A 26,501-nucleotide genomic window follows, 5' to 3' on the forward strand; every position below is an offset into this window, starting at 1 on the left:
TTGTCTGTGAGCAATGTCATTTCGCGGCAATTTCATTTTGTCATTTTGTGGTCTTTTCTCAGATTTAGGTCTTGCTGATCTTGAATATGTATAAAACCCACCTGTATAATAGGTTATAAGTGAAACTTTTAGGATCTACAAACGATACTTATATACATTAAAGAGGTGTTCCTAATGACCGAGAGCATGAAGGAGGACCACCATGAGTTTTTGGATATTATTTTCTTCACTCCATCTGAATTCGAGAAAGCTGGTGGCGCCTGGCCGATTCGCATTGGCCGTAATATAGTCAAAACCAACTATCATATTGGCCCGCGTACCACACCGTATCATTATTTGCTGTTTGTGCTAGAGGGGGAAGGTACATTCATACAGGATGGACAGCGTCATTCCCTTCGTGCCAGGGATGCCTTCTGTCTGTTTCCCCATGTTACGCATGAGTACTGGACAGACCCGGAGCATACGTTGCAGAAAATATTTATTGCATTTGACGGTGCATATGCACCCGAACTGTTGTCTCGAATCGGACTTACACCCGACTCACCGTATCGGTCAGGTGTATTAACACCGGAGACTGCAAGTGCCATGCGCTCGTTCATGGAGGATGTTCGTAAACCGCAGGATGGAGCGAGCGATCTGGGACGACTCACCCGGTTTCTAAGCCTCTTTGACCGGATAGCGCGTTCCCCTGCAACCAAAGGGTTGCAACCAGATTCTGCCACGCCTTGGCTTCAGAAAGGCAAGGAATACATGGACATTCATTTTGCAGGCGGCATCTCCGTGGAAGGTGTGTCTGCTCATGCGGGTGTGGATCGGACTCATTTTGCGAAACAATTCCGCAAAGCCTATGGTCTGTCCCCCGTGCAATACATTCAGCAATTGAAGATGAATCAGGCCAAACGTCTGCTCGTACAGACGCCGCTAAGCTTAACCGAAGTGGCTCATTCCGTGGGTTACCCCGACTTGTTCTCCTTCTCCAAAGCGTTCAAAAAGCAAGTCGGTTTGCCACCCAATCGCTATCGTACAGCGGAGAGCAGTAAAGAGTAAGTCCATAAAGAAAAGTGGAATCTGTTTATTGATATGGCTAGAAACAATAAAAGGCAAGTTCCTTCGATCATTTGACCGTGGACTTGCCTTATTTTTTGAACTATATAATTGTAATTAACGCTCCTACATATATGTTAGCAACACTAAACAATATGTGTATATAAGAAAAATGAATATAACCTACATAAATGAAACAAAATTCAAGTTTAGGAGTTACAGAGGGTAGATTCACATTTTCATTCATATGTATTAAATTAGTTCCTGTGCGTCTCAACTATAGAAGATTCGTTTTTCGTTCAGAAATACCCTGTATAATAGTTGAGACAATAACGAAACACAAATTGGTGCTTAGTAATTTAAAGGAAAAATTTTACTGAACGTGTTTAGATCGATTTACTGAACTAAAGTAAGAAAATAAATTCCTGAGATTCTCCCTTAATTACAGAAACATTTAAGGGATCTCTCCCTAATAAAGCGGTATCCCTTTTAAAAACTGAATTCACTTAAAAATACACATGCCAGCACAATAAATTACATTATAAAAAAAATAATCGCTACTTTAATCTGTACTATATTTGTATAATTCGCTATTTATCCCTTCTTTGTGACTTTCAATGGGTAACAAAGAAAAGTGAATTTTGCTATATTTCAAATATTTTATCTAGTTCATAGGCTCTTGATGCTTTGGATTGTCACTTGAATAGCTGAACTGTTCAATATTCCCGTCTTTGAAAATGATGTATTGATACTTATCATTAGGCTCGTCAGCGAATGTTACGGCAGCACCATAAGGAGCTTCTGAGCTTTTAAAGGAATACGTGCCGGATATATCTTTAAGCTCCTCAGGTGAATAGCCTTTTTGTTGAATTAAATAGGCTCTCACTTTCTCTTCAGCATCATTTTTTTTGATTGGATTACCAAATAAACTTAAATATCCCCATACTGATATAACTACAACTAACGCTAGAATTGATAGTAAACTGATTTTAATTCTTTTAGTCATATAAAGTCCTCCTATTATGAGAGTTGAAACTAGAAATAATTCACAGTTAAGCCCCAAAGGGAGCTTAACTGTGAGTATAAGAAATATTTGAACTATTTAGAAGTTACTTCCCCAAGAACCAGCCAATGAGAAACCTTTTTCATTCAGAAAATGATAGGGGCCATAAATACCACTCCAAAATGGTCCATGTCCATCAATGGATACTCCTCCACCAAAATAATAAGCATCCCAAGCAATTTTAGAGCAATATGTTTCCTTTTCGTAGGATCCAATTGTGTTTATCAAACCATATTTTACCACACTTTTATAATTTGTATAGTAGGAAGCAGCCCATGCACCCGCTTTGCTAGCTACACTTGAATTTGTATAACGCATAATCTTGGTATTCTTGTTTCTGCTTTTCCATGTAGAAATAGAAATTTTCTCTAGTGGCAAGTCGTAACCACCAATTGAGACAACACTTCCTCCAAGATCCGTTACAATGCCAGCATGTCCTGTCAGACCTTTTGAACTAGTACTGTTGGTTACTAGTACGTCACCAACACGAATTGGTGTAGAAGTTCCTGGATAATACTCATCCGGTATTGCGAATACTCCTACGGAGTCATCCTTCTGTTCTGTGATTACATTATTAGTGTTATTAAATTCTGAGGCTCTCACTGTGGGAGAATCAGTAATTTGTTGTTCGGCATATGTAGTAGTTTCTGCACTAGCCATACCGATAGAAAAAATAGAGAAGATCATTAGCAACAAGAAACTAGTTAACAATTTTGTTTTTTTCATTATTTATCTCCAAAATGAGTATATTTCGAACTTCGGCCGATGTCGATAAAGGAATAATATTACAATATAAAATATATGTAAATAGTAGAATACACCTATTAATAATAACAAAAAAGGATATTATTAGGTTCCGATATCAAAACCCGGTATTCCACCCCAGATAATTTGAATCGAATGAAGCTTTACTATTGGCTTATATATGATTTAAGTCCCATTAGGTACTATAGCTTGGATTCGGATTTTTAGGATGTATCCCATTTTTTGATAATCACTATTCCAAATAAATGTTCGCTATCCATATGATAGCATAATAATAATTATATAGATTTATTCACTGAAACAACTAAAAGGTAATGTCACATTGGGGTACAGAAAAAGAAAGTACTGTCCTTAAGCTCAAGCTACTATGATTAATTTTCCCACTAACTGTCTTATGTAAAAAAACCTTTTGAGCTACAGACGGAAGGAACGAATTCCTTTTGCTCAAAAGGGATGGATAAATAACGTTGAAACTCGTCTTGTATGTTGTAACTGTATGTCTTGTTTATGCATGTTCTCGCTTAACGTTATTGCTTCTTCTCATCCTTACGCGCAAGCGGAATACCATTCTCCTTGGCATACCATGCTTCATAATGATGCACAGCCACACCTGCAAAAGAGGAATGGGAAGAACCGAGATCAAACACCTTGGCCATTTCTTCATTCATGTTGCTAACCGCTTTACGGAAAAAGGTCAGGTGATCCCCTTCGTGTGTATCCGCGAGTTCTGCGCCAATCCAGACTTTCTTGCCGAGATCATCCGCTTCCTTCAATTCTTCCTTGGACAGATCATACATCTGCTGCCCGCTATCCCGATAAGCCATAATCGCCACTGCATCGAAGTGGGAGATAACCCAGCGGCTGAATGTACCCTCACCTTCCGCCGACTGACGGGCATCAAGCCAGAACGGAATGGCAGCGCTCATGTACAATCCGGCGGCCTCTCCCGCTTTCGTCCAAGCCTTCATGTTGTCGCTCCACTCCGCAATGACACTGCTTTCTTCATCCTCCCAGCGTTTCAGCTGATACGGCTCCACATCGAGTTGAATACCTTGGAAACGTTCATTTTTGGCAGAAGCTGCATTGTAGGCTCTCACTCGCTCGATAAAAGCAAGTCCTTCATCCCGCTTCTGCTCATAGGCCCAGTCTGCATGACCGTTCAGTCCATGCACTTCAATCTCAGCCTGCCCTGCAGCCGCAATGAACTTGCGGTATGTCGCGTCAGGCACCTCATCCTGAATTTGCAGGAAGATGGTATCCACACCCTGCTCTTTGGAGAAGGCAATAATCTCAGGCGTCTGCTCTGCAATAATGGACGCGTCCCACAGCCAGGTCGCTTTGTGTTGCTCCGCCTGGAACCATTTGAACATCCAAGACAGAAGCAGCAGGCACAACACCACAGCCAGAATGGCCCATTTCGCCATCCCCACCAGCTTGCCCCGTTGCTTCATATATTTCCTCAGACGAGCAACGCTTCACTTGGTTCAAACACAGGATGCTGAACCGAGTGACCAATTTTGTAGATGTGCGGATGTGTGTACGAACGGAATGCATTACGTGTATCCAGAATCGGCACACCCATCTCGGCAATATCAAAGTAAGGCAAATCGCTGTGGTTGGTGATCAACACGATGCAATCGTATTTCTTGAACTGTTCCAGATTGAACGCTTCGCTGTGTACCGTCTCCCCATGCTTGTCCTTAAAGGAATCCGCGTGTGGATCATAGTAGCTTACGTTGGCTCCACTTTCCTTGAAGAGTTCATATACTTCCAGTCCTGGTGATTCACGCAGGTCGGCAATATTCGGTTTGTATGACATACCGAGCAGCAAGATATTGGATTTACGTACAGATTTCGCGTATTCGTTCAGAATCGTTGACGTTTTGTTCAACACATAATATGGCATGTTGTCATTGGTCGATTGCGCCAGTTCTATGAATTTGCTATAGAAACGGAAACCTTTGGCTTTCCACGACAGGTACATCGGATCAAGCGGGATGCAGTGTCCACCGATCCCTGGCCCTGGATAAAATGGCATGAAACCAAATGGTTTCGTTGCTGCCGCATCAATTACTTCCCAGATATCGATGCCCATGCGGTCGCACATCATCGCCATTTCATTCACAAAGGCAATGTTTACACTGCGGAATGTGTTCTCCAGCAGTTTGGACATTTCAGCCACTTTTGGCGAAGATACCGGTACTACGGTCTCTACATACTTGCCATACAGTGCGGTTCCAAGTTTCAGGCAAGCTTCGGTTGTGCCCCCGATCACTTTCGGTGTATTGAATGTTGTAAAGCGTCCGTTGGACGGGTCTACACGCTCAGGCGAGAAGCACAGGAAGTAGTCTTTGCCTGCTTCATGTCCAATTTTATCCAACTCATCCTGGATTAGTTCCTCGGTGGTACCTGGATACGTGGTGCTCTCCAACGTAATCAGCATGCCTGGTTTCATATGCAGTTTGATCTGATCTACAACCGTCTCGATGTAAGATGTATCCGGGTCCTGATTCTCACTAAGCGGTGTCGGAACGCAGATACTGAGTGCGTCAATGACGCGCAGCATGCTGTAATCTGTCGTTGGCTGGAAGCGACCGCTTTGCATGACTTTTTTCAACTCATCGGACGAAATATCGTGAATATAGGAATCCCCTTGATAGATACTCTCTACTTTGGACGCATCCAGATCAATTCCGATTACCGTGAAACCTTGATTGACCATTTCCACGGCAAGTGGAAGTCCTACGTAACCGAGCCCGACAACGCCGAGTACAGCTTCTTTATTTTCAATCGCATTCAGTAATGTGTGGAATTGTTGATTCTCCATGATATTCCCTCCGGGTAGTGTATTTGATGGTGCTTCAAACCATGTAAATAGATGGTTGTCTGTTGCTCTTTTTTATCTTCTAATGCAGGCAGCGTCTGATTCGGGCATCCAGCTCTACGGGCGAGAACGGTTTGGTCATGTAATCATCGACCCCGCTGCGGAAGCATTGACTGATCGTTTGCTCAACACGTTGCTCGGTCAACACGACAATTTTGGGCGGTTGCTCCATCTCCAGCTTCTGAATATGATGAATGAACGGCAGACCGTCGATGCCATACAGATTCAGTTCGGTGAGCACCAAGTCCGGTGTGACTTTCTCGATCAAGTCCAGTGCAGCCAGTCCATCTACAGCCTCATAGGTTTCGTATCCCTGCATTTTCAAACGCAACTGCAGGAATTCCCGTACCGTAGGATCGTTGTCCACAATCAAAATGCGTTCCGGCTCGTCCGCTGTATTGTCTAGCGTGTAGATATGAATCTCCGACGAATCTACGAGCTTCGAGGATTCAGCCATATGCTGAATGGTTGCTTTCGAAGGACGCTCACCCTCTGCAAAACTGGCCAGTGTGATCTGTGGATCGGCACCAGGTACGGTCTCTTGAAGCTCATGCTTGATCCGAAGTCCTTTATAGTGAACCTCATCCAGTGACAACCCCGGCAGCAGGACGGCAATCGCCTGTGTCGCCCCATCCTTCCACACCTGGAAGGCAGACTCGCTCGTCTGTTCCAGATGTGTCCTGACCTGCTGCTCAGGTTGAGCGTGTCCTGCACAATGGATGAACATTAAGCCGCATGTTTCGGCACCCGTTTCCTTTAATCCCTGTTCTACACTTCGGTACACATTAACGGCAGCCTCACGCTGCAATGTCGCCGTATTTGGCATGTTCTTTTCCACCCTTCTCCTCGATTATCTATACATGTTCAAAATGTTATTTACACTGACACTCCAATGACAGAACAACCTTTTGATCGCTGTTATCCCCAGATTTTTTGATTCCTTTTAACAAGGGGAAATCCGGGGATAGCGTATACTTTCGATGCAGCTTTCTTTCAGAAAGCTTTTAGGCGCACGCTTCGCTTCATCAGGTTATTTCTGTCCTCTCCGTTATCGTGTAAATATATAGTTGAACATCTATATTGCTGTTACTGTATTACCATGATCTCTGTAATTAAGCGGCTTCGCTTGTTTTCTTCTCATCCTCGGACCAGCTTTGACGTGTCATGGTCCCCCATGAGTTGTTGTTTTGCAGGAACTGCACATGTCCCTGTAATCTCCACAGTACGCCCAGCTGATGGTAACCCACGAATTTCAGCGCGGAGTAGACCAGCATTTTGACCAGATCGGAGAGTTTGTTGTATCGCTTGAAAGCAATCTCCTCCAGGACAAGTGCGCCTACACTCAGCAGATAACCACTCACGAAGTTCAATAGTCCGAACAGAAGCAGGATTGGCCACTGGGTCATATCCAGAAGGACATATCCAGCGAGAGCTAGCAGTCCGGTAATTCGGAAATACGGGTTGAGTGCTTCAAAAATGACGTTATACGGCATCGTTACCATACCCATCACTTTGTATTTGGGATTGAACAGCATGCCTCGATTCTCCAGCATGTTCTTCAGATTCCCGCGGCCCCAGCGCTTGCGCTGACTGGACAAGATCCGGTAGGAATCGGGGGCTTGTGTCCAGCAAACAGCCTCAGGACAGAAGGCAACCCGGTACTTCAATTTATTTTCCAGCATATAACGGTGCAGCTTGATAATGATGTTCATGTCTTCCCCGGGATAACCATCCCGATACCCACCTACGGCAATTACAGCATCCTTACGGAACATGCCGAAAGCACCGGAGACAATGATCAGACCGTTCATATGACTCCAGCCAATCCGTCCGCCCAGGAAGGCTTTGAGATATTCAATCGACTGGAACATGGGCCAGATTTTGCGCGGCAGTGATACATCTTGCACTGCCCCGTTTTCGATTTTGCAGCCATTGGCGATCCGTACATCTCCCCCGATGGCTACTGTCTCTTCCGGATTCTCCATATACATGCGTGCCATACGGATCAGAGCATCCTTCTCCAGCAATGAATCGGCGTCAATGGAAGAGATCAGCGGATAATGAGATAAGTTGATTCCTGCATTGAGGGAATCCGCCTTTCCGCCATTTTCCTTGTCAATGACATACAGATCAGGAAACTCCGGATTATGGTAAATCCCGCGAATTTTCTGACAGGCGATCTTGCCCCGAATCTTCGTATTGGGTACCGGCTTCAGGCGGTATTCATCCAGCAAAATCTTCAGTGTGGCATCACTGGAACCGTCATTAACGACGATTACTTCATACGTTGGATAATTCAGCGTCATCAGACAGTTCACATTTTCAATAATCGTCAGTTCCTCGTTGTATGCCGGTACCAGCAGAGAAACCGAAGGTACCAGTTCCGATCCTGACAACGTATTATATTTGGAATAATGCGACCGGCGGAAGATCGTCCAGATGTTACGGAACGATAAGGCCAGGATGGAAAAATAGAGCGTATTGACGAAAACAACATAGTAGATTGCGACCATGCCGTAGATTAATAATAGATCCCTAAGCAGTGTAATCCCCTCCTACCGTAGCGACACCTGTGCGTTTCTTGCTGGTTCTGTTCTCTCGTACAGGCCCAAAATAACGATCGTACAGCAGTCTTTTTTTGTTATGAGCAATCATCTGCTCTACAGCTCTGTCATCGGTTCTCGTGTGCTGCATTGTACTCTCGATCTGCTGCATCGCAATCTCGCGTTCAGCACCTGTTCCTTGTACCGCAGCCTGACACAGCGCTTCAAATCCCGGTTCGCCAAGCTTACTCAGACTCTCCGCACTGTTATAACGAACTCTCCAGTCTTCATCCCGCAGCGCTTTGCGCAGCAGTGGAATGCTACCCGATGCATGCTTCGAACCGAGTGCTTGCACCACTTCGGCACGAACTTCCGGGTCAGTGTCCTGAATCAGCTTCAGAATCGTCTCATCCCGCAGTGCCGGACTTGCGCTAAGATACAGCTTCACCGCCTCGGCACGTACATCCTGATGTTCGGCTCCTACAAGTCTGTCCAGTGCAGGCATTACTTCAGGCACAGCCTGTCCCCACATCGCAACGAGTCCGACTTTGACAAAATCCGGATTCCGATCTTCCAGCAATTCGATTAGAATTCTGCTGGTATCCAGACTGGTTTCAAGCAGAATATCTGCTGCAAGATGGTGAATGGACTTGCCTTTGTTCAACAGCAACGCCAGCATGTCTTTTAGTTCCCCTTGCCGGGTTGTACATCTTGCGATGGAGCGACCAATCATAATGGCCATCGGCCCCGGCTTCTCATCCTTCAGCAATTCCATCAAGCCGGGAACAGCTTCTGGACAACGCATGCCACCCAAGCGATAAGCCGCATCAATCTGGCGACCGTAACGCAGACGGCCTAATTCCTTCAGATCATGCTCTACAAATCCTGCTTCACGGCATAGTGCAATTAACTTGTCCCGATATTCACCCTTGAACTGGTCGATCCATTCAATCAGCCTGTCCTGAATAACTCTGCGTTCTAGCGGAGCCAGCTTGCCTGGTGACAATCTCAGCGGGCTATTCTCGGTTAAGGCCGTTTGCAGATAAGTGAAGTAGTCGCGCTGTTTTAATTCATAGAACGCCGTCTTGCGTCGTTTGCCGTTGTGGGACATTTTCATGGCAAACAATACGATGACGCCTACAACAACAAGTGCGATACAGATGTACAAAAACAGATAGGCCAAAGCCAAACTTGGAAACATGTGAAAAGGTCCTCCTTTATACTCATTTATTCGATCTGAAAACTAGGAATTTTCTCGTAGCTCTTCTTCATTTTTTCGTAGCTAAGCTTCAGCCGTTCACTATACTGCACCTGCTCCCAAGGCTGCCAGCTATATACCGGCAAAGTCTTCAGATCCAGGGTTGTCTGTTCACCCCCAGGCCAAGATACTTTCTTCGTGGCGCGGTCCGTTAACCATGGAATGAGGGTGACACCTTCCACAGCAACTGTGGAGAACTCACGTTCATTCTTGAGCGGTCCATAGTCGATCGCTTGCAGCGAACTCGGATCACCGAACCCAAGTAACATCCAGGGAATTCGCATCTCCACCTGATTGCCGTTATACTGCCATGCCGTTAACGAATCCGTGTCGGACTGACCGGGAGCTGTCGTTCCCCGTTTCAAAGTTCCGACCTTTTCATTCATGAATGGATGAGCAGATCGGGTATCCGGCGGTGTCATCCTCAGGCTGACTGCCAGATTCCATGGGTGGAACGGATCTGCGGTGTCTGACTGCTGATCTGGCAGCATGTCGTATCCTTCCTTGCCGTACAGGCGGTGATTGAAGTCATAATCCTTGGCAATCTCCACCTGAGATTCTTCATCCTGCCCCAGTGTAATCACCGTCTCAAGACCATCACTGAGCGTTCGGCCCGGGAGTAACTTGTCAGGCTGACTGCCTCCAGCAAGTGTATCAGTCCCGATTCGCAGCACCGTCTGATCCGGGTCAAAAGGTTGATCCAAGTTCAGCCCAATATACAGATAAGCTTCATCATGGGTCATCTTCATTTCTTGGATGCCGTCCACTTGGCCCTGCCAGGTCGTAACTTCTTCATCCTTCAGATCATCCCAGTCATTCAGTGATCCGTCGATGGTCAACTGTTCCTGTTTCCCCGGGTCCATGGCAAGCAGACCAAACATCTTCTCGTTTGTCAGCACGTTCAGCCAATATGCACGTCGATCAGCAGGAATTTCCAGTGGCATCGTGTTCCATGTTTTTTTGAACCATTCATCCTGCCACATGAACACAATGGCTCCCGAATATCCCTCATCATAGATATCCTGCGTCAGTGACGCGTCAATATCTCCCTGCTCTACTTCGTTATGTCCACCCTGATTCCGGCCTCCCATACCCAGATGGGAAATACCAAGAGAAGAAGGTACGCCATACTCTGTAACCATTACAGGCATATCGGAAAACTCGGCTTTGAGTTTGCGCAGATAACTTTTGTACGTGTTGTACTCGCCATTCTCATCCTTGATGGTTTGGAGCGTTTTATCAATATGGAACAGATCCGGGTAATACGGGTACACATGGTAGGCTGCAAAATAACCTCCCTGCCACCCCTCCGGCTGAATATGCCGGGCATCCACACTGACGAGATCCTCTTCATACAGCGGCTCGCCGGGATGATCCAGCACATCGGTCGTTACCCAGTTGGTGAAGGTCATCGGATGCTCCCATCCATACTGCTTCTCCAGTACCGCCGTATGATCCAGCAGCTCTGCGAGCCAGTTCTCAAACGGTGATGCTTCTGGCGTAGCCGAGAAATGAACTCCCTTGTACTGCGGCACGTCCGCATGTTTCTCGTTTGTATTGTCTACCATCGCCGGGTCCCATTCCGTACCCACATGCCAGGCCATCAGATATTTCCCTGCATTTGTCTTGTATTTGCCGCTGGACTCTCCCTGCTTGGCCGGAATGTCCGCATCGCCATAGACAGCAGATACGGCTTTTTCAATCTCCTGCTTGAACGTCTGCTCAATATGGGCGGCGTAGGCATCCTGTTTCTCAATCAACTCTTCCTCAGGTGACCATATGCCCTGTATAAAATATAACGGTTGCTCCCGTCCACGGTTATATTCGACCAATGCGGTGTAGAAAATCGGTTCGTGAACCGTGTATACCCGAATAACATTGGCTCCCAGATCCTCGATCTGTTGGAACCACCGCAAATAATCCTCTTTGGTCAGCGGAAATTCTCCCGGGTAATGCCCCGGTGATGTTGCGCCCAGATTGACACCTTTGACGAACATCTCCCTCCACGTTCCATCCGGCCCGTATTCCATGAACCGGTCTCCATCGGTCTTGAATTTCATTTCCGTGCCGTTCTCCGCTGTGTACGTAACAAGCTTAGGTTGCATATAGTGCCATCCGGCAAATATCCCGCCGGTCACCACGACTGCGCCTGTCAACACCGTTAATAACCAGCGTCTTCGTCTTTGTCTGCTCATGTCGTTAGATTGCTCACCTCTCTAATATCATCCTGCTTCAACATCGAATGGTCCAACATGAAGTTTACGAATCATTCCGCTTCGGATGTCCGCTTGGTAGAGATGTCAGCGGTGTAGTTCTCACTATAGCGCTAAGACTCTGCATTTGTAACTAGGCTGATGGAAGCAAACATGAAATGGAACATTCTGCCCATGATTCGTAAAAAGCGCCATCAACGGGTACCCGAAAGCCTTCAGGGTACATCTGATTCCCGAACACTAATATCTGCTAGTATCGCATGGTTTGGATACCGTGCTGATCTTGCAATTCTGGAACCTTTATTGTTATGTGCAACGCGGGTACAGGCAACGTTTGCCGTTAGAACGCATACCCCATTAAACGCGAGTTATATTTTAAAGTTGCGGACGTTTTTACAGTATTAACCATAAAGATTACAAAATTGATACTATAGTCTGATAACGCATCAGCGATATTCCGCGTCACATCAAGGTTTTCTGAAAAGTGCAGAAAACCAAAAAAGGACATCAGTCCCCCTCTATAGGACTGTACCCATTTATAACCCTTTTACAAAAAGCGAAATGAACGCCCGGTCATCACCCTCAAGTCACGGATCTCTCACATTAAATGTAAAAAAGCACATCTTATTTCCTAATTTCTGACTCTAATATGGTCTTAGGGCAATTGTGTCCAATTTGCAAAATAATTCCGGTTGCCGCATTTTAAATTGTCAGATATGCTTATAAAACAAGAACACTTGTTCCAAAATGTAAATTAAATGTTAAATAACGATATTCAAATGAAGATAATCCATGGTGAACAGAGTACCGCATCACGAATAAGGAGAGAAGTCTTATGTCCCGCCAAGACAGACGTGTCATCATGCTGGCTGACTGCCAGTCATTCTACGCCAGTGTGGAGAAGTCTGCACATCCCGAATACAAGGACCTCCCCCTCGTAGTCGCGGGAGACCCGGCCCGTCGCTCAGGTATTATTCTCGCAGCCTGTCCACTCGCCAAGTCCTATGGAATTACGACAGCAGAACGACTAGGCGAAGCACTCGCCAAATGTCCGGATGTTGTGGTTGTACGCCCTCGGATGGCTGAGTACATTCGGGTGTCCCTTCATATTACACGCATCCTTCAGTCTTACACCGATCTGGTAGAACCCTATAGTATTGATGAACAGTTTCTCGATGTAACCGGAAGTCTGGAACTGTTCGGCAGTCCCGAGACGATTGCTCGCAGCATACAATCCAGGGTGATGGAGGAGACGGGTGTATACATTCGGATCGGCATCAGTGATACCAAGGTCGTTAGCAAGATGGCCTGTGACTTGTATGCCAAAAAAGTCCCAGGAGGCATCTGCACGCTGCCCCGCAAAGACCTGCCATCAACCATCTGGAAGAAGCCTGTACGAGACATGTTCATGGTCGGTTCCCGCATGGCGCAGCATCTCTACAAGATGGGGGTCCATACGATCGGTGATCTGGCCCAGACCCCACTGTCCCGACTCAGAGAACGTTGGGGTGTGAATGGCGAGGTACTATGGCGTATCGCCCGCGGTATGGATGATTCCCCGGTCAAACCCGGGACATATGCTAATCAGCAGCAGGGAATTGGACATCAGATGACGCTGCCCCGGGACTATGACTCGTGGGAAGATATCAAAGTGGTCCTGCTTGAACTGGCCGAACTCGTCAGTCGACGTTCCCGGGACAAATCACTTATGGGCCATGTGGTCTCGGTTGCATGTCGCGGACAGGATTATGATCGACCAACCGGATTTTCCCGTCAGATGAAGGTCAATGAACCCACCAACATTACGGACGAAGTATACGATGCGGCAGCAGCGCTGTTCCTGCGCCATTGGGACGGACTACCCATCCGCCGCATCAGCGTGTCACTGACCGGACTTGTACCCGATTCTGAAGTTCAGCTGTCCTGGTTCGATGACCGTGAACGCAAAAGAGAGCTGGAACGTGCGACAGATGATATCAAGCGCAGGTACGGAGATACTGCCATTATGCGGGCATCCTCCCTCTGCTCGTCCGCGCAAGCCCATGAACGTTCTCATAAAATTGGAGGTCATTATAAATGAGTAAAAAACTGCAGCAAAACGGTATCTTCGAATCCTCACGCATGATGCTCCCCGAACACCGGGAAGCCTACATTCTTCATCAGGAACAACTTGCTCCTCGTACCCGCCCATCTCTGGATGCCCAGGCCGCGGAAGAAATGTCCCGTCTGCTCAGCAACTCGATGATGCTTGGAGATAGAGTCACCATTACGTTGTTTCACGAACATGACGATATCCGTTACACGGGACAGGTGCTTCGGCTGGACCGTCCTGCCCGTACCCTCAGACTACGGATGGAAGATGGGTCCCGGGATATTCAGATGAACCTCATTACAGATGTGGCCCTAGCCGATGACTGAGGGCGTTTATACCTACCCCAGTGTTGTGGATTCTCCATGATAGGTGCACCTTAGTCGTTACATTCAGGACTGTCTTCCTACACATCCTGATGAATACCAAAAGCAGCCGACGAAACATACCCAGGCCATTCACTTCGTTCAAAAGAAGTAAAATATCGGATACGTGATTCATCGGCTACATATAAGGGTATGGCTTTTTTTTAGAAAACTTTTAGAAAAAGCTCCAGTCGAATTCCTTGGACAGACGCTCCAGCAGATGCACGCCTGCAAGGCTGTTACCTTTGCGATTCAGAGCGGGTCCAATCACTCCAATACCGAACTGTCCCGGTACCAGAGTCAATATCCCACCGGAAACCCCACTTTTGGCGGGCAAGCCAACTTCAATGGCGAATTCACCTGACGCATTATACATCCCACAGGTCGTCATGAAGGTTTTCGCAATCTGTACATACCGACGAGGGATGAGTTCTTCACCCGTAATCGGATCGGTTCCATCATAAGCCAGAACCAGTGCCATGCGTGCCAAGTCCGCACAGGTCACTTCAATGGAACAATGACGGAAATACACGGCAAGTACATCTTCCACGTCATCCTTGATCACACCATTATGCTTCAAGAAATATGCCAGTGAACGATTCAGGTGCCCACTCTCCGACTCGGACTTGAATACATCCTCGTTATAACCCAACTGATCATTATGCGCGAGCCTACGGAAGAACTCCAGGATGCGCCGTGATTTCTCCTCTTTGCAATCTCCTCCAATGAGGGAGGACACCGTAATCGCGCCGGCATTGATCAACGGATTGAACGGAATTCCGGGTTCAACCAGCTCGAGCTTGATCATCGAGTCGTAATCATCGCCTGTAGGTTCTTTTCCTACATTAAAGAAGACTGCTTCTTCTCCATGATCCATTAAGGCCAGAATTAAGGTGAAGACTTTGGAGATACTTTGCATCGTAAATGGCACACCGCAATCCCCTGCCGACACATGATTGCCTTCGGCGTCCATGATATGTATACCCAGCTCATCCTGAGAAGCTTTGACAAGCTCCGGGATATAAGAAGCGACTTTACCTTGCCCTGTGTGCAACCGACTGGTCTCCAGCCACTCCGGCAGTAAATCATTCAGACGCTCCATGGTTGTATTGCTCATATGTCATCTCCTCCACATCTCTATATGTACCTCTTGCATGAAATGTGCATGGTGAGCGCCCATATCATTAATGAGCAATGCGCTCCATCCATCCCATGCAAGATGCCTCATATGTCTGATTACCCGCAGAACAGTTACTTTACCGCTTCATTTGAAGATCTAACTCCAAAATCTCACCAGGAAGACCATCATAATCCCCTGTCCAGGTGGATACAAAGTTCTGTCTGGTTAAAATCTGGCGGGAAGCGACGTTAGACGGATCGATAACAGCATAGAGCGATCCAATCCCTGCGGCTTGTGCCTGGATAATCAACCGTGACGCAATGGATGTCCCTTGGCCCTTGCCCCAATGTTCGGGCAGAATCATATAACCTATTTCAGCCCGATTCGGGTCTTTCTGATCTGGAATCAGTTTGGCATAGGCTACTCCCGCACCTTCTTCACTGAATACTCGGTAATGTCCACATGTGGAACGTTCATTAAACTCCAGCATGGATTCGAATTGCGTTCTCGCCTCTTGCTCCGGTATTGCCCGTTCTGTAATCTGTTTCATCACTTCCGTATTGGAAACCAATGCGTAATAATCGTCAAAATCAGGTTGTGTGTATTTAATGAATTTCATGATATGCCTCCTCTGGGGTACATAACTTGGTCTTGGTGTTGTTGAATTCACCTAGAGTATAACAGAAGCGAATGATGGAATGCACACAAGGCACCCCACTTGCAGGCAGCCGGATGGTCCAAAAGGCCAACAGTCTGACCAGCAATTTGGCAACAATAGATACCAAAAAGCGGCCTCATCTGGAGACCGCTTTGTTTACTTTGTTTTTAATTTGCTTTTTAAGATGAAGAAATATTCTCTGTTCGGTGCTTCCAAAGCGTGCTATTAGCTTGCCCGTGATGAAGGCTTAAGGTTCATCTGTTTTTCACGTTGACGTTCACGACGACCTTGACCTGGAGGGGTAATGATCAGTGCGAGCAACAGGGAGACTGCACAGAGTACGGCAATCACGATGAAGGTTAGATGGAACCCGCCCAGCAGGGCGCTGATGAATGATCCTGCCAAAGCACCAAATCCAAAGCCCTGATAGATCACGCCATAGTTTTTGCTCTGATTTTTCAGTCCGAAGTAATCAGCCACAATCGCCGGGAATACCGTAATGTTACCGCCGAAGCAGAATGCAACGGCCGCCACACAGGCGAAGAAGATCCCGAAGGTCAATGGAACCAGACTAAGTGTCATGACAGCTACAGCTGTCACCAGCAGCGCACCAGCGATGACTTTCATTCGTCCTACTTTGTCCGACAGCGCACCGAGAATAATACGTCCTGCCGTGTTAAAGATCGCAACCATGGCCACTGCGTTGGCAGCTGTAGCTACATCTAGACCTGCAAGCTGTACACCGATGTCTTTGACAATACCGATCAGATAAAGACCGCTCATACACGCCGTGAAGAAAATAACGAACAACATGTACGCTTCTTTTGTACGTAGCATCTCTTTCACCGTGTATTCCTGACGCGCCACCACTTGTTTAGGGCCATTCTTGCTTGCCGGAGCCTGTTCACGAACAACCGCTTCACGGATCAGGAATGATCCGGCAACCACCAGAACCAGAACAATAATGCCCCAGTACATAAATGCCTGAGCAGGACCAACGGCCCCGATCAATGCCGAGTTCACATATTTGAACAATAAACTACCGGTACCGAAGGCGCCGACCGAGATCCCTGAGATCAGACCTTTACGTTCCGGGAACCACTTGATCAGATTAGATAGCGACGTAATATACGCCGTACCATCTGCAAAACCAACGACAAATCCAGCCAAAATGTACAGTAGAGTTAATGAAGATACTTGGGAACTCAGAATAAGACCCAGCCCAAGCACAACCCCGGCCACACGGATCAGGCGCTGAAGACCCCAACGTTCCTGCAACCGTCCTGCAAACAATGTGGCAAATGCCAAAGCAAAACTGGTAATTGAAAAAGTTATCGCGACCGAGCTGACGTCCCATCCGAAACGATCAGACAGCGGTTGATTGAATAAACTCCACGTATAGATGGTTCCAAGACCCATTTGTACAATGATAGTCCCCAAAACAATAAGCCAGCGGTTCATTTTTGTAGGTGTAATTGTTGATGTAGGTGCTGATGAAGCGGATGAAATAGCTGCTTTCATCGTGATCTCCCCTTTGCCGATGTCATATACATGAATGCGTTCACAAGGTAATCATACATGAAAGGGGATTCATTACACCGTTTTGAGCATGAGTTGCATCAGATGCGGAATGAAATGCTTCTAGATGCGCATGAGTTGCCTGAACTCTTTGACCTTCCCGCGACTCACGGGCACTTCAGCTTCCAGATCGCGCAGGCGAAGCAGGTACGTATTGTTGAACCAAGGTACGATTTCACGGATTTGCGACAGATTTACAACGTACGAACGGTGGCAGCGAAAGAACGTATCCTGTGGCAGACGGCTATGAAAATCCGATATGCTCACTGGCATGGTGAACTCCCCATTTTTGGTATATACCTTCGTCACTTTCTCTTGCGCTTCCGCATAGTAGATATCTGCCGTATCCGTAACAATAATATTGTCATTCCGCAGCAGATTAATTCTTCTGTTGGTATGGGAATTCGTATCTCGTACCAGTTCACCGTGCGCAGCAGATCCGTCCTCCATAGGGGCTGGTTCATCCTCAACATATTGCTCCACTGGCGCATGATCACGTTTGAATGCTATCTCTAGCTTATGGAGCATCGCAGCGATTCTCTTCTCGTCATAAGGCTTCAAAATATAATCAAATGCCTCCAACTCAAAGGCTTCTGCTGCATGTTCCTTGTATGCAGTAGTAAAAACAATATAGGGTTTTGTTGCAAATTTCCCAATATGATGGGCCAGCATCATGCCGTCCAGCGAGGGAATATTGATATCGAGGAAAATGACATCCACTTCTTGTTCCTGCAAAAATTTCAGTACATCCAGCCCGTCTTCAAGGCGATCCACCACCTCAATCTGGCTATGTTCCTGGATTAAGTAATTCAATTCCTCGCTTGCCAGAATCTCGTCTTCCACAATAAGAGCTCTCATCGATCCATCATCACCTTGTTACGACATCTCCTTTGGGCACATCAAATAAAATATCGGTTCCTTGTTCCAGCCTGGTAATGGTTACACCTTGTCCGTAAATAAGCTTGACCCGGCGATGCACATTATACAGCCCGATCTGGTTACCAGGCATACGGTCATGGTAGACCCGTTCAATAATATCTGCACTGATCCCTGCCCCTGTATCGCTGACACTAATGCGAACAAACTCCGGATAATCCTGTACCCGAATTCGAACAGTACCCGGTCCTTTCACCTTGAGAATGCCATGAATAATGGCATTTTCGACGAGCGGCTGGATGACAAGACTCGGAATATGCACCGCGACCTCATCAATCTCATAGATTACATTCAGTCGGCTGCCAAAGCGGGCTTTCTCAATCTCTACATAATTACGGACCTGCTCCAGTTCCTTATGAATATCAATTAACTCATCCGACAGTTCCAGATTGTACCGCATGTACCCGGATAGATTCACAATCAGCTCCCTAGCACGATCCGGTTTGGTTCGGATGGATGAAGCAATCGCATTTAGCGCATTAAACAGAAAATGAGGGTGAATGGTTGTCTGTAATGCACGCAGCTCCGCTTTGTTGGCAGCAGCCTTGATCTCCTCTACCCGCGATACCTCCATCTGGGTCGAGATGATCTGCGACAGACCTACAGCCATCGTTTGCAAAGGATACGTAATTTTATAGGCTTTGCGATAATAGATTTTGAGCGCACCTGTAATTTCTCCTCGTTCTTTAAGCGGAATGATTAACAGCGAGTGGATATCCGGTGTTTTCTCATCAATGACATCATTACTGATTGTAATCTCCCCGCTGGATATCGTCTTCTTGGTCATCTCACTTATAATTTCATTGCCAATATGATATCGTTCCTCACCAAATCCTACATATGCCAGTACATTCCGGGTATCCGTAATCGCAACGGCATCTGCCTGAATATCCTCCTGAATAATACGGCAGATTTTGCGCAGAGAATCCTCGTCAATGGAACGGAAGTACGGCAAGGTTTTGTTGGCAATCTCTAGGGCGAGCTTCGCCTGACGAGCTGCAATCATTTCCTTTTCCCCTTCAACACTCTGCACCAGGAGCACAATCAGCCCTATGTTGACTTCACCCAGAATCATAGGCAGCGCAATCTTCGAAACAATATCTGCACCCAATGGATCGGGATAGGAAAATAGCAGGATCAGTAACATCGTGAGCGCTTCACAGATCATACCTGCTCCAATACCGATGATCCATCGCTTAGGCTTGGGCGTGTACTTATGTATATATCCGGATACCAGACCCGCCAGGATACTCGTGATTAGACAAGGTATAGCTGTGACACCATCCATATCGATCAAATACCGATGTACACCGGATACAATCCCCGTAATAATACCCACAGGCGCCCCGAACAAAATACCACCCGATAGCACCGCTATAATGCGGACATTCACCAGTGAACCTTCCACATTAATGCCCGTATACGTTCCGAAGATGGCAAAAGCACAGAATAACAAGGTAACCGCAATAGACTCCTGCCACCTTAATTTCCCCTTTTGCAGAATCTGCCTAAACCTCGGCACCCTCGACAGAAAGAATAAAAATATAATCAACAGCGCCGCCCGTTCAAATAAACCAAGCAGCATCGTAAACATCTCCAATCGTACTTCCTCCACATCTGTCTGAAAATAAAAGGCATGTCTCATTGTAATGCCAATCCGCCACAACATCTATAAATTAACTCTAATTCACACAACTAACTTGTATGCAACAGTTTACCGCTCCCCCTGGAGGAAAGCAAAGTACATCCTGTGACAATCAAAAAAGGGAATATGTGAAGATCAATCATCACCTCATATTTCCATAAAATCAACAAATACAGAAATTCCTATGATATAATTAATGACTTGTCATGTTATTCCAATTGGTCAAAAATTAATTACAGAAAGGTGTTAATGCATGCTTGCCATTATACTCCTAGGTTCACTTCTGCTTTTTAGTCTAATATGGCTTATCCTATATGGTGTCTCCAGACGATCGAACGATCCTGATCGCTCAACAAGACTTGTCCTGCAAATGATTTTATTTATTTCAATCCTGGTCTTACTTGTGCAAGACTACATCCTGAAAGAATTGCCTTCCAATAGCATTATCATTGTAGTTCTAATCATAACTTTAATCATCATCAGCTCTTTTCCTGATCAAAGTAAGAGTGCAGCAGATAAAATTACATAATCATTCCATTTAATGCCCAACTAAAACCTCCATCATCCCAACTGCTCTCCACCACAAAAAAAGGGTGTTCCACCATGTCATACATGACTAGTGGAACACCCTTCTTTACATTACTACACCAACTTGGATGTAATTTGGTTTTTTATAAAGTACTTTCGTTTACACAACAACGGAGAGGACAGAAATAACCTAAAGAAGCGAAGCGTGCGCCTTTATCCCCGGATTTTACCCTTGGAAAGGGTCAATCAGAAAATCTGGGGATAACAGCGCTCGGAAGGTTATTCTGTCATCGTAGTGCCCCCGTGTAAACAACTCTCTTTAGTTAACCCAACATTACATCGAATCCCTACCTAAACATCCCCCACAGCTTAATCAAATGAAACGTATTGTTCGGATCAATCTTCTGCGCGAGTACAAACGCAACAAACTGCTCCTCCTGTGCCGCAGAAAAATTCTCATTCATAATGACTGCTGAAGACTTGACCAGCCTTCTGACCTTGGCCTTATCTTGCAGATCAGACTTGGTCACGCCATCAATCAACTTTTTGATACGCTCTTTAACTGCGGGGTTTTTCATCTTTAGTTTGATCCGCTCCACCAGTTGCGGACTAATTCCATATTGTTGGTAACCCAAAACGTATAGCACCTCCCAAAAAATGAACTCACTTCTTATTCATATGTCGGGAGGGCTTGTACACTTGTCTTTTTTTACAAAGGTAATATGAAAAACCAGCTATCAAAGCAAGCTTTAGTCAATCAGATCACCCTTAAATACTTGCTGTTGCTGTAGGAAATCACGCAAAGGTGCGTAGTCCACAGATGTCCAGAAATTTACTTCCGCAATCAACTGGGATACATCATCTCGGGCTTGTTCCAGCACAGCAAAATCGGCAACCATATCAGCAAGACGGAACTCAGGCAATCCGCTCTGTTTGGTACCAAAGAAATCACCCGGACCCCGGAGATCGAGGTCCCGACGAGATACCTCGAATCCATCCTCCGTTTCCGTCATGACCTTCATACGTTCCTGTCCGACCTCTGTCTTGGGATCAGCAATGAGTACACAATAGGATGCATGGGCCCCACGACCAACCCGACCACGAAGCTGATGCAGCTGGGACAGACCGAAACGGTCCGCATCCATAATGACCATTAACGTGGCATTCGGCACATCGACCCCGACCTCCACAACGGTGGTGGAGACCAGCAGCTGAATATCATTGCTATAGAAGTCACGCATCATCTCTTCTTTCTCCGCAGCCGTCATCCGTCCATGCAGCAGACCTACACGATATTTCGGAAAGTTCTGCTGCATCTGCACATGCAGATCAATCGCATTCTGCACATCCAGCTTCTCCGACTCTTCAATGAGCGGACAGATCAGATAGGCTTGACGCCCTTGATCCACTTCTCTGGAGATAAACCCGAGCACCCGCTCCATCATATCGTGCTTGACCCAATACGTGGAGATCGGAATCCGTCCCTTCGGACGTTCTGAGATCGTGGATACCTCAATATCCCCAAAAGCCGTAATCGCAAGTGTCCGTGGAATTGGCGTAGCCGTCATCGTTAACACATCTGGATTATATCCTTTGCGTCGTAAAACGCTGCGCTGATTCACCCCGAAGCGATGCTGCTCGTCCGTCACCACAAGACCCAGATCACGGAAGAAAACATCTTCCTGAATCAGGGCGTGTGTGCCCACCACGATATCCATCATGCCCATTTGCAATGACGCGATCAGATCTTTACGTTTACGCCCATTTACACTGCCTGTTAACAGGCCTACAGTTACCCCAAACGGTTCAAACAGCTTTTGCAGTGAACGCATATGCTGCTCCGCCAGAATCTCTGTAGGCACCATCAGAGCCCCTTGAAAACCGGATCGAACAGTCGTGTATAGCGCAATTGCCGCAATAACCGTTTTACCCGATCCTACATCACCCTGCAATAACCGATTCATTGCATAAGGCGAACGCATATCATGCAGAATTTCAAGCTCCACCTTTTTCTGAGCATCTGTCAGTTCAAATGGTAAACTGCGTACAAACTCACGAATCGTTGTATTGTCCGTGGTATGTACCACACCATCCATCCGATTCCGGTTGAGCGCACGATACGCCTGCATTTTCAGCTGGAACAGAAACAGTTCTTCATACACCATCCGCTGTCTGGCCTGTTGGCCTTCCCGGTTGTCCTGTGGACGATGAATTCCCGCAATCGCCTGCTTTCGCGGCATGAAGCTGTATTTCCTCATCAAGGACTGGGGCAGAATCTCGGGAATCATATCTCCGAATTGGATTAATCCCTGATTGATCGTTTTGCGCATCCATTGTTGCGTCAGCTTGCCGGTTACTGAATATACAGGTTGCAGTGTACCTGAACGCCCATCGCCTTTATCGGGAAACTCCGAGTCGGTAACTGTCATCTGCATGCGTTTTTGTTCCCACTTCCCCGTAATCACAATCTCACGATTGGGCGTAAGCTGTTCTTTGAGAAAATGGCGATTGAACCAGGTCGCTGTAATCATCCACTCTTCCGTCATGATCTTACAGGTGAGACGGGACTTTTTACCGTATCGTTGTAATACAGGAATGCCCATCACCTGTCCCTGGACTGTAATCTTGTCCCCATCCTTCACTTCACTAAGCGAACGCAGACGATAGTCCTCATAACGGAACGGATAATATTCAAGCAGGTCTTTAACAGTAGAGATGCCAAAGGCGTGAAGCTCTCCCTCTTTGAGAGCACTCACGCCGTTAATTTGCTTAACAGATATTTCTTCCAATTTCATGTCTAATCCCTCATTCCGGAACAGGCCACATAAAGATCGCAATGACACCAGGTCCAACATGACTGCCAATTACGGCTCCAATATTGGTATAGATCACTTCATTCACTGTAAAATGACCACGCAGCTGCTCTGCACAAGCGATCGCTGATCCCGGGTCAGCGGTATGACCTACCGCGAGGTTAACCCGTTTGCCTGCAAGATCCTTCTGGAACAGCTCAATAATGCGTGCCATTGCCTTTTTATGACCTCTGACTTTCTCAACTGCGTAGATAACGCCTTCTTCATCAATAGACAGGATCGGCTTAATGTTAAGCAACGTTCCCAAGATGGCTGAAGCTTTGCCAATCCGACCGCCTTTTTGCAGATACTCAAGGGTATCCACGAGAAAGAACAATTTACGAGATTTTTGCATCTCTTCAATGGCAGCAGCGATTTCGACTGCTGACTTCCCCTGTTCGGCAAGTTCAGCAGCCTGTACCACCATTAGACCGTATCCATACGATGCTGACTTCGAATCCAGCACGGTGATGTCACCCTCACGCTCCAGCAAAGACTTGCCAAGCATGGCCGATTGGTAGGTACCACTCATGCCGGATGACAGGTGGATGGATACAATCGGGCGTTCCGGGTTCTCATCCAGAAGTGATTGATATACATTCATGAAATCAGTTGGAGAAGGCTGTGAAGTTGTAGGCAACACAGAAACCTTCTTCAATTTTTCGTAGAACTGTTCCGAAGTCAGATCAACGCCATCTGCATAAGTCTCTTCACCGAACAGAACGCGTAACGGAACAATATGAATCCCGTATTTGCGAATGAGTTCTTCGGGAATATCCGCCGTACTGTCTGTTACTATCGCAACCTTGTGGCTCATGACTCTCCTCCTCTTCGCCAGAGTGCTATTGGTACCTGTTCAAAAACAAGAGACGTTTTGAACAACCTTTATTAGGACTCTACGGAGAACAAATAATAATACACAGGCTGTCCTCCACGATGTACCTCTACCTCAGCATCAGGATACTCTACTTCAAGCCATGCAGCGAGGGCAGCAGTAACCTCAGGGTCAGCTTCGTCCCCTTCAAGGATCGTCACCACTTCATCTCCGCTCTCCATCATCTGCTTGAGCAGACCTTCACATGCTTGAAGCATGACTTCATCCGTCGCTACAATTTTGGAGTTATGAATACCAATATAGTGTCCCGCCTTGATATCCAATTCATCATATTGCGTATCACGAACCGCATGAGTTACTTGACCGGACTGTACCCGGCTGATGGCCTCCAACATTTGGTCACGGTTCGTTTCCGCAGACTCATCTTCCTGGAATGCAAAAGCAGCAGCCATTCCCTGTGGAATGGTCTTGCTAGGAATAACCGTAATTCGGCGCTCATCTTCAAGCAGTTCACGTGCCTGCTCCGCAGCCAGTACAATATTCGAGTTATTCGGGAGTATGAATACCTGCTCCGCAGCAATGGAGCGAACGGCTTTTACAAAATCTTCCGTGCTCGGATTCATCGTCTGTCCACCGGACAGAACAACATCGACGCCAAGACTTTGGAAAATCTCTGCAATACCGTCACCGGAGGATACCGCAATAAAACCATACGGTGCCATCTCATCTGCAGGAAGCACAGCTTCTTCCATACTGCGTGCTGCCTCAGGTGGAATCTCTGCAAACAATTCAGGTGATGGAGCAATATCCATGCCTGCTGTCAGGAGATCCCGATGCTGTTCACGCATATTGAGAATATGAATCTGTGTAATCTCACCATAATGCAGTGCCAGATTCAACACATCGCCTGGAGTTTTGGAATGGACATGAACTTTGATAACTTCATCATCGGCAATGATAATGATCGAATCCCCGTTAACTGACAACGCTTTCCGGAATGCCTCATCATCAAATGCCACTCCTGCGTTCTCTCCAAGCTCACGATTAATGAAGAATTCCATATCATACAGGAATTCAATATCCTCCGTTTCCAATCTCGCCTGAGCAGACAATGGCATCTCCGGCGCAATCACCTGCTGCTGTGCAGGCTTCTTGATATCCACTTCTGCCGGTGCAGCCGGTTTCAAAGCAGATGCTGCCACGGATGGAGTTACTTCTTTGTTCAGCGAAGTACGATTCACACCGTCACTTTGTAGCAATACTTCCATAAAGCCCTCGTAGATATATACAAGCCCCTGACCACCTGAATCCACAACACCCACCTGTTTCAGTACAGGAAGCAATTCCGGAGTCATGGCCAGTGCTTCTTTTGCTTTTAACAAAACTTCATTCATTAATTCAGTAATATCATTCGTCCGTCTTGCGTAGTAGTTGGCATGTTTCGCCGCTTCCTTGGCTACGGTAAGAATGGTCCCTTCAACGGGTTTTACGACTGCTTTGTAAGCTGCGTCAACACCGTTCTGCAGGGCTGCTGCAAATTGGAGCGTATTCAGTTCCTCATAGGGAGCAGCTGAACGACTAAAACCACGGAACAATTGCGACAGAATAACTCCTGAATTCCCCCGTGCGCCCATAAGCAGGCCTTTCGATAGAATACCGGCAGCTTCGCCGATGGAGGCAGAACTTTTTCTTTTAATCTCTGCGACTCCTGCACTCATTGTCAAATTCATGTTCGTTCCCGTGTCACCATCCGGCACAGGGAAAACATTCAGGGAATTGACGTGCTCTGCATGCTGTCCAAGTTGTTCCGCTCCGGCAAGTACCATAGCGGTGAAATCTGTTCCATTTAAAGAACGTATACTCAAGTGAGAATTCCCCTTCCTAGCTTGATACACGAACACCTTGCACCAAGATGTGTCTGGTCTGTTCATGCGCTAACGCGGACTGCGTTATTCTTCGTCCATACCTTGTCCGGCACAGGCATACAATACAACATGTCAGCCGGATTAACGGTCTGGGCGGCCGGGCTACCAATATCCTGCACTCTCTGCACCCCTAACTTCGGGGCATACGGATATGCACCGGTATCAAGAGCCGGCATGAATGCCGCGTGGAGACTGGTGCC

21 protein-coding genes are annotated in these 26,501 nt (G+C 46.7%); 3 read left to right on the forward strand and 18 right to left on the reverse strand.

Annotated elements, in window-relative coordinates:
• Window positions 1-174 precede the first annotated feature (174 nt).
• The gene (locus tag MKZ12_RS19940) at window positions 175-1,047 is read left to right on the forward strand and encodes an AraC family transcriptional regulator (RefSeq protein WP_339256285.1); all 873 of its coding nucleotides are present in this window, start codon (window positions 175-177) and stop codon (window positions 1,045-1,047) included.
• A gap of 661 nt (window positions 1,048-1,708) precedes the next feature.
• On the opposite strand, the gene MKZ12_RS19945 is transcribed toward MKZ12_RS19940, so the two are convergent.
• The 8 genes from MKZ12_RS19945 to MKZ12_RS19980 all read right to left on the reverse strand — a co-directional run bounded on the left by MKZ12_RS19945 (window position 1,709) and on the right by MKZ12_RS19980 (window position 11,752).
• A complete protein-coding gene (locus MKZ12_RS19945; protein WP_339256287.1) occupies window positions 1,709-2,050 on the reverse strand; it encodes a DUF3139 domain-containing protein in 342 nt (113 codons plus the stop codon).
• A 96-nt stretch (window positions 2,051-2,146) separates the two neighbouring features.
• The gene (locus tag MKZ12_RS19950) at window positions 2,147-2,833 is read right to left on the reverse strand and encodes a hypothetical protein (protein WP_091018243.1); all 687 of its coding nucleotides are present in this window, start codon (window positions 2,831-2,833) and stop codon (window positions 2,147-2,149) included.
• A 566-nt stretch (window positions 2,834-3,399) separates the two neighbouring features.
• Complete coding sequence (locus MKZ12_RS19955) at window positions 3,400-4,323, reverse strand: hypothetical protein (RefSeq protein ID WP_339256291.1); 924 nt, start codon at window positions 4,321-4,323, stop codon at window positions 3,400-3,402.
• Window positions 4,324-4,331: 8 nt separating this feature from the next.
• Window positions 4,332-5,699 (reverse strand): nucleotide sugar dehydrogenase, encoded by a 1,368-nt coding sequence (locus MKZ12_RS19960; protein WP_339256293.1) that lies wholly within the window; start codon window positions 5,697-5,699, stop codon window positions 4,332-4,334.
• 79 nt (window positions 5,700-5,778) lie between these two features.
• Window positions 5,779-6,582: a response regulator gene (locus MKZ12_RS19965; protein ID WP_339235638.1), complete on the reverse strand. Its 804-nt coding sequence runs from the start codon at window positions 6,580-6,582 to the stop codon at window positions 5,779-5,781.
• A gap of 286 nt (window positions 6,583-6,868) precedes the next feature.
• Window positions 6,869-8,269 carry a glycosyltransferase gene (locus MKZ12_RS19970; RefSeq protein WP_339235640.1) on the reverse strand — a complete coding sequence of 467 codons (1,401 nt, stop codon included), beginning with the start codon at window positions 8,267-8,269 and terminating at the stop codon, window positions 6,869-6,871.
• Window positions 8,270-8,291: 22 nt separating this feature from the next.
• Window positions 8,292-9,500, reverse strand: coding sequence for a HEAT repeat domain-containing protein (locus tag MKZ12_RS19975; protein WP_339256295.1), 1,209 nt, complete (start codon window positions 9,498-9,500; stop codon window positions 8,292-8,294).
• Window positions 9,501-9,526: 26 nt separating this feature from the next.
• Window positions 9,527-11,752, reverse strand: coding sequence for a hypothetical protein (locus MKZ12_RS19980; RefSeq protein ID WP_339256297.1), 2,226 nt, complete (start codon window positions 11,750-11,752; stop codon window positions 9,527-9,529).
• An 853-nt stretch (window positions 11,753-12,605) separates the two neighbouring features.
• Between MKZ12_RS19980 and MKZ12_RS19985 the strand changes: the two genes are divergently transcribed.
• Window positions 12,606-13,850, forward strand: a complete 1,245-nt coding sequence (locus tag MKZ12_RS19985) for a DNA polymerase IV (RefSeq protein WP_339256299.1) — start codon at window positions 12,606-12,608, stop codon at window positions 13,848-13,850.
• Entirely contained in the window at window positions 13,847-14,188 is a 342-nt protein-coding gene (locus MKZ12_RS19990) for a YolD-like family protein (protein WP_339256301.1), read from the forward strand. Before MKZ12_RS19985 ends, MKZ12_RS19990 begins: the two co-directional genes overlap by 4 nt.
• 211 nt (window positions 14,189-14,399) lie before the next feature.
• Here the strand turns inward: MKZ12_RS19990 and glsA are convergent, their stop codons facing one another.
• The 10 genes from glsA to MKZ12_RS20040 all read right to left on the reverse strand — a co-directional run bounded on the left by glsA (window position 14,400) and on the right by MKZ12_RS20040 (window position 26,241).
• Window positions 14,400-15,341 carry a glutaminase A gene (glsA, locus tag MKZ12_RS19995; protein WP_339235652.1) on the reverse strand — a complete coding sequence of 314 codons (942 nt, stop codon included), beginning with the start codon at window positions 15,339-15,341 and terminating at the stop codon, window positions 14,400-14,402.
• A gap of 139 nt (window positions 15,342-15,480) precedes the next feature.
• Window positions 15,481-15,963 carry a GNAT family N-acetyltransferase gene (locus MKZ12_RS20000; protein ID WP_339256303.1) on the reverse strand — a complete coding sequence of 161 codons (483 nt, stop codon included), beginning with the start codon at window positions 15,961-15,963 and terminating at the stop codon, window positions 15,481-15,483.
• The gene (locus tag MKZ12_RS20005) at window positions 15,950-16,129 is read right to left on the reverse strand and encodes a hypothetical protein (RefSeq protein WP_339256305.1); all 180 of its coding nucleotides are present in this window, start codon (window positions 16,127-16,129) and stop codon (window positions 15,950-15,952) included. The genes MKZ12_RS20000 and MKZ12_RS20005 overlap by 14 nt, the downstream gene beginning before the upstream one ends.
• Window positions 16,130-16,227: 98 nt before the next feature.
• Window positions 16,228-17,463, reverse strand: coding sequence for an OFA family MFS transporter (locus MKZ12_RS20010; RefSeq protein WP_339261471.1), 1,236 nt, complete (start codon window positions 17,461-17,463; stop codon window positions 16,228-16,230).
• Window positions 17,464-17,643: 180 nt separating this feature from the next.
• Window positions 17,644-18,438 (reverse strand): LytTR family DNA-binding domain-containing protein, encoded by a 795-nt coding sequence (locus MKZ12_RS20015; protein ID WP_339235658.1) that lies wholly within the window; start codon window positions 18,436-18,438, stop codon window positions 17,644-17,646.
• 10 nt (window positions 18,439-18,448) lie between these two features.
• Window positions 18,449-20,101 (reverse strand): sensor histidine kinase, encoded by a 1,653-nt coding sequence (locus MKZ12_RS20020; protein WP_339243138.1) that lies wholly within the window; start codon window positions 20,099-20,101, stop codon window positions 18,449-18,451.
• A 935-nt stretch (window positions 20,102-21,036) separates the two neighbouring features.
• Window positions 21,037-21,324 carry a stage VI sporulation protein F gene (locus tag MKZ12_RS20025; RefSeq protein ID WP_278299015.1) on the reverse strand — a complete coding sequence of 96 codons (288 nt, stop codon included), beginning with the start codon at window positions 21,322-21,324 and terminating at the stop codon, window positions 21,037-21,039.
• A gap of 114 nt (window positions 21,325-21,438) precedes the next feature.
• On the reverse strand, window positions 21,439-23,484 hold the full coding sequence (recG, locus tag MKZ12_RS20030) for an ATP-dependent DNA helicase RecG (RefSeq protein ID WP_339235664.1): 2,046 nt from the start codon (window positions 23,482-23,484) through the stop codon (window positions 21,439-21,441).
• Window positions 23,485-23,494: 10 nt separating this feature from the next.
• Window positions 23,495-24,358, reverse strand: a complete 864-nt coding sequence (locus MKZ12_RS20035; RefSeq protein ID WP_339235667.1) for a DegV family protein — start codon at window positions 24,356-24,358, stop codon at window positions 23,495-23,497.
• Between the two features lie 71 nt (window positions 24,359-24,429).
• Complete coding sequence (locus tag MKZ12_RS20040; RefSeq protein WP_339235670.1) at window positions 24,430-26,241, reverse strand: DAK2 domain-containing protein; 1,812 nt, start codon at window positions 26,239-26,241, stop codon at window positions 24,430-24,432.
• Window positions 26,242-26,501: the final 260 nt, after the last annotated feature.

The sequence above is a fragment of the Paenibacillus sp. FSL R5-0713 genome, assembly GCF_037973325.1.
Taxonomy (GTDB): domain Bacteria; phylum Bacillota; class Bacilli; order Paenibacillales; family Paenibacillaceae; genus Paenibacillus.

Excerpts from the sequence above, each read along its gene's own strand:
- MKZ12_RS19940 (WP_339256285.1), top strand. The coding sequence starts at position 175 with ATGACCGAGAGCATGAAGGAGGACCACCATGAGTTTTTGGATATTATT.
- MKZ12_RS19945 (WP_339256287.1), bottom strand. The coding sequence starts at position 2,050 with ATGACTAAAAGAATTAAAATCAGTTTACTATCAATTCTAGCGTTAGTT.
- MKZ12_RS19950 (WP_091018243.1), bottom strand. The coding sequence starts at position 2,833 with ATGAAAAAAACAAAATTGTTAACTAGTTTCTTGTTGCTAATGATCTTC.
- MKZ12_RS19955 (WP_339256291.1), bottom strand. The coding sequence starts at position 4,323 with ATGAAGCAACGGGGCAAGCTGGTGGGGATGGCGAAATGGGCCATTCTG.
- MKZ12_RS19960 (WP_339256293.1), bottom strand. The coding sequence starts at position 5,699 with ATGGAGAATCAACAATTCCACACATTACTGAATGCGATTGAAAATAAA.
- MKZ12_RS19965 (WP_339235638.1), bottom strand. The coding sequence starts at position 6,582 with ATGCCAAATACGGCGACATTGCAGCGTGAGGCTGCCGTTAATGTGTAC.
- MKZ12_RS19970 (WP_339235640.1), bottom strand. The coding sequence starts at position 8,269 with ATGGTCGCAATCTACTATGTTGTTTTCGTCAATACGCTCTATTTTTCC.
- MKZ12_RS19975 (WP_339256295.1), bottom strand. The coding sequence starts at position 9,500 with ATGTTTCCAAGTTTGGCTTTGGCCTATCTGTTTTTGTACATCTGTATC.
- MKZ12_RS19980 (WP_339256297.1), bottom strand. The coding sequence starts at position 11,752 with ATGAGCAGACAAAGACGAAGACGCTGGTTATTAACGGTGTTGACAGGC.
- MKZ12_RS19985 (WP_339256299.1), top strand. The coding sequence starts at position 12,606 with ATGTCCCGCCAAGACAGACGTGTCATCATGCTGGCTGACTGCCAGTCA.
- MKZ12_RS19990 (WP_339256301.1), top strand. The coding sequence starts at position 13,847 with ATGAGTAAAAAACTGCAGCAAAACGGTATCTTCGAATCCTCACGCATG.
- glsA (WP_339235652.1), bottom strand. The coding sequence starts at position 15,341 with ATGAGCAATACAACCATGGAGCGTCTGAATGATTTACTGCCGGAGTGG.
- MKZ12_RS20000 (WP_339256303.1), bottom strand. The coding sequence starts at position 15,963 with ATGAAATTCATTAAATACACACAACCTGATTTTGACGATTATTACGCA.
- MKZ12_RS20010 (WP_339261471.1), bottom strand. The coding sequence starts at position 17,463 with ATGAACCGCTGGCTTATTGTTTTGGGGACTATCATTGTACAAATGGGT.
- MKZ12_RS20015 (WP_339235658.1), bottom strand. The coding sequence starts at position 18,438 with ATGAGAGCTCTTATTGTGGAAGACGAGATTCTGGCAAGCGAGGAATTG.
- MKZ12_RS20020 (WP_339243138.1), bottom strand. The coding sequence starts at position 20,101 with ATGCTGCTTGGTTTATTTGAACGGGCGGCGCTGTTGATTATATTTTTA.
- recG (WP_339235664.1), bottom strand. The coding sequence starts at position 23,484 with ATGAAATTGGAAGAAATATCTGTTAAGCAAATTAACGGCGTGAGTGCT.
- MKZ12_RS20035 (WP_339235667.1), bottom strand. The coding sequence starts at position 24,358 with ATGAGCCACAAGGTTGCGATAGTAACAGACAGTACGGCGGATATTCCC.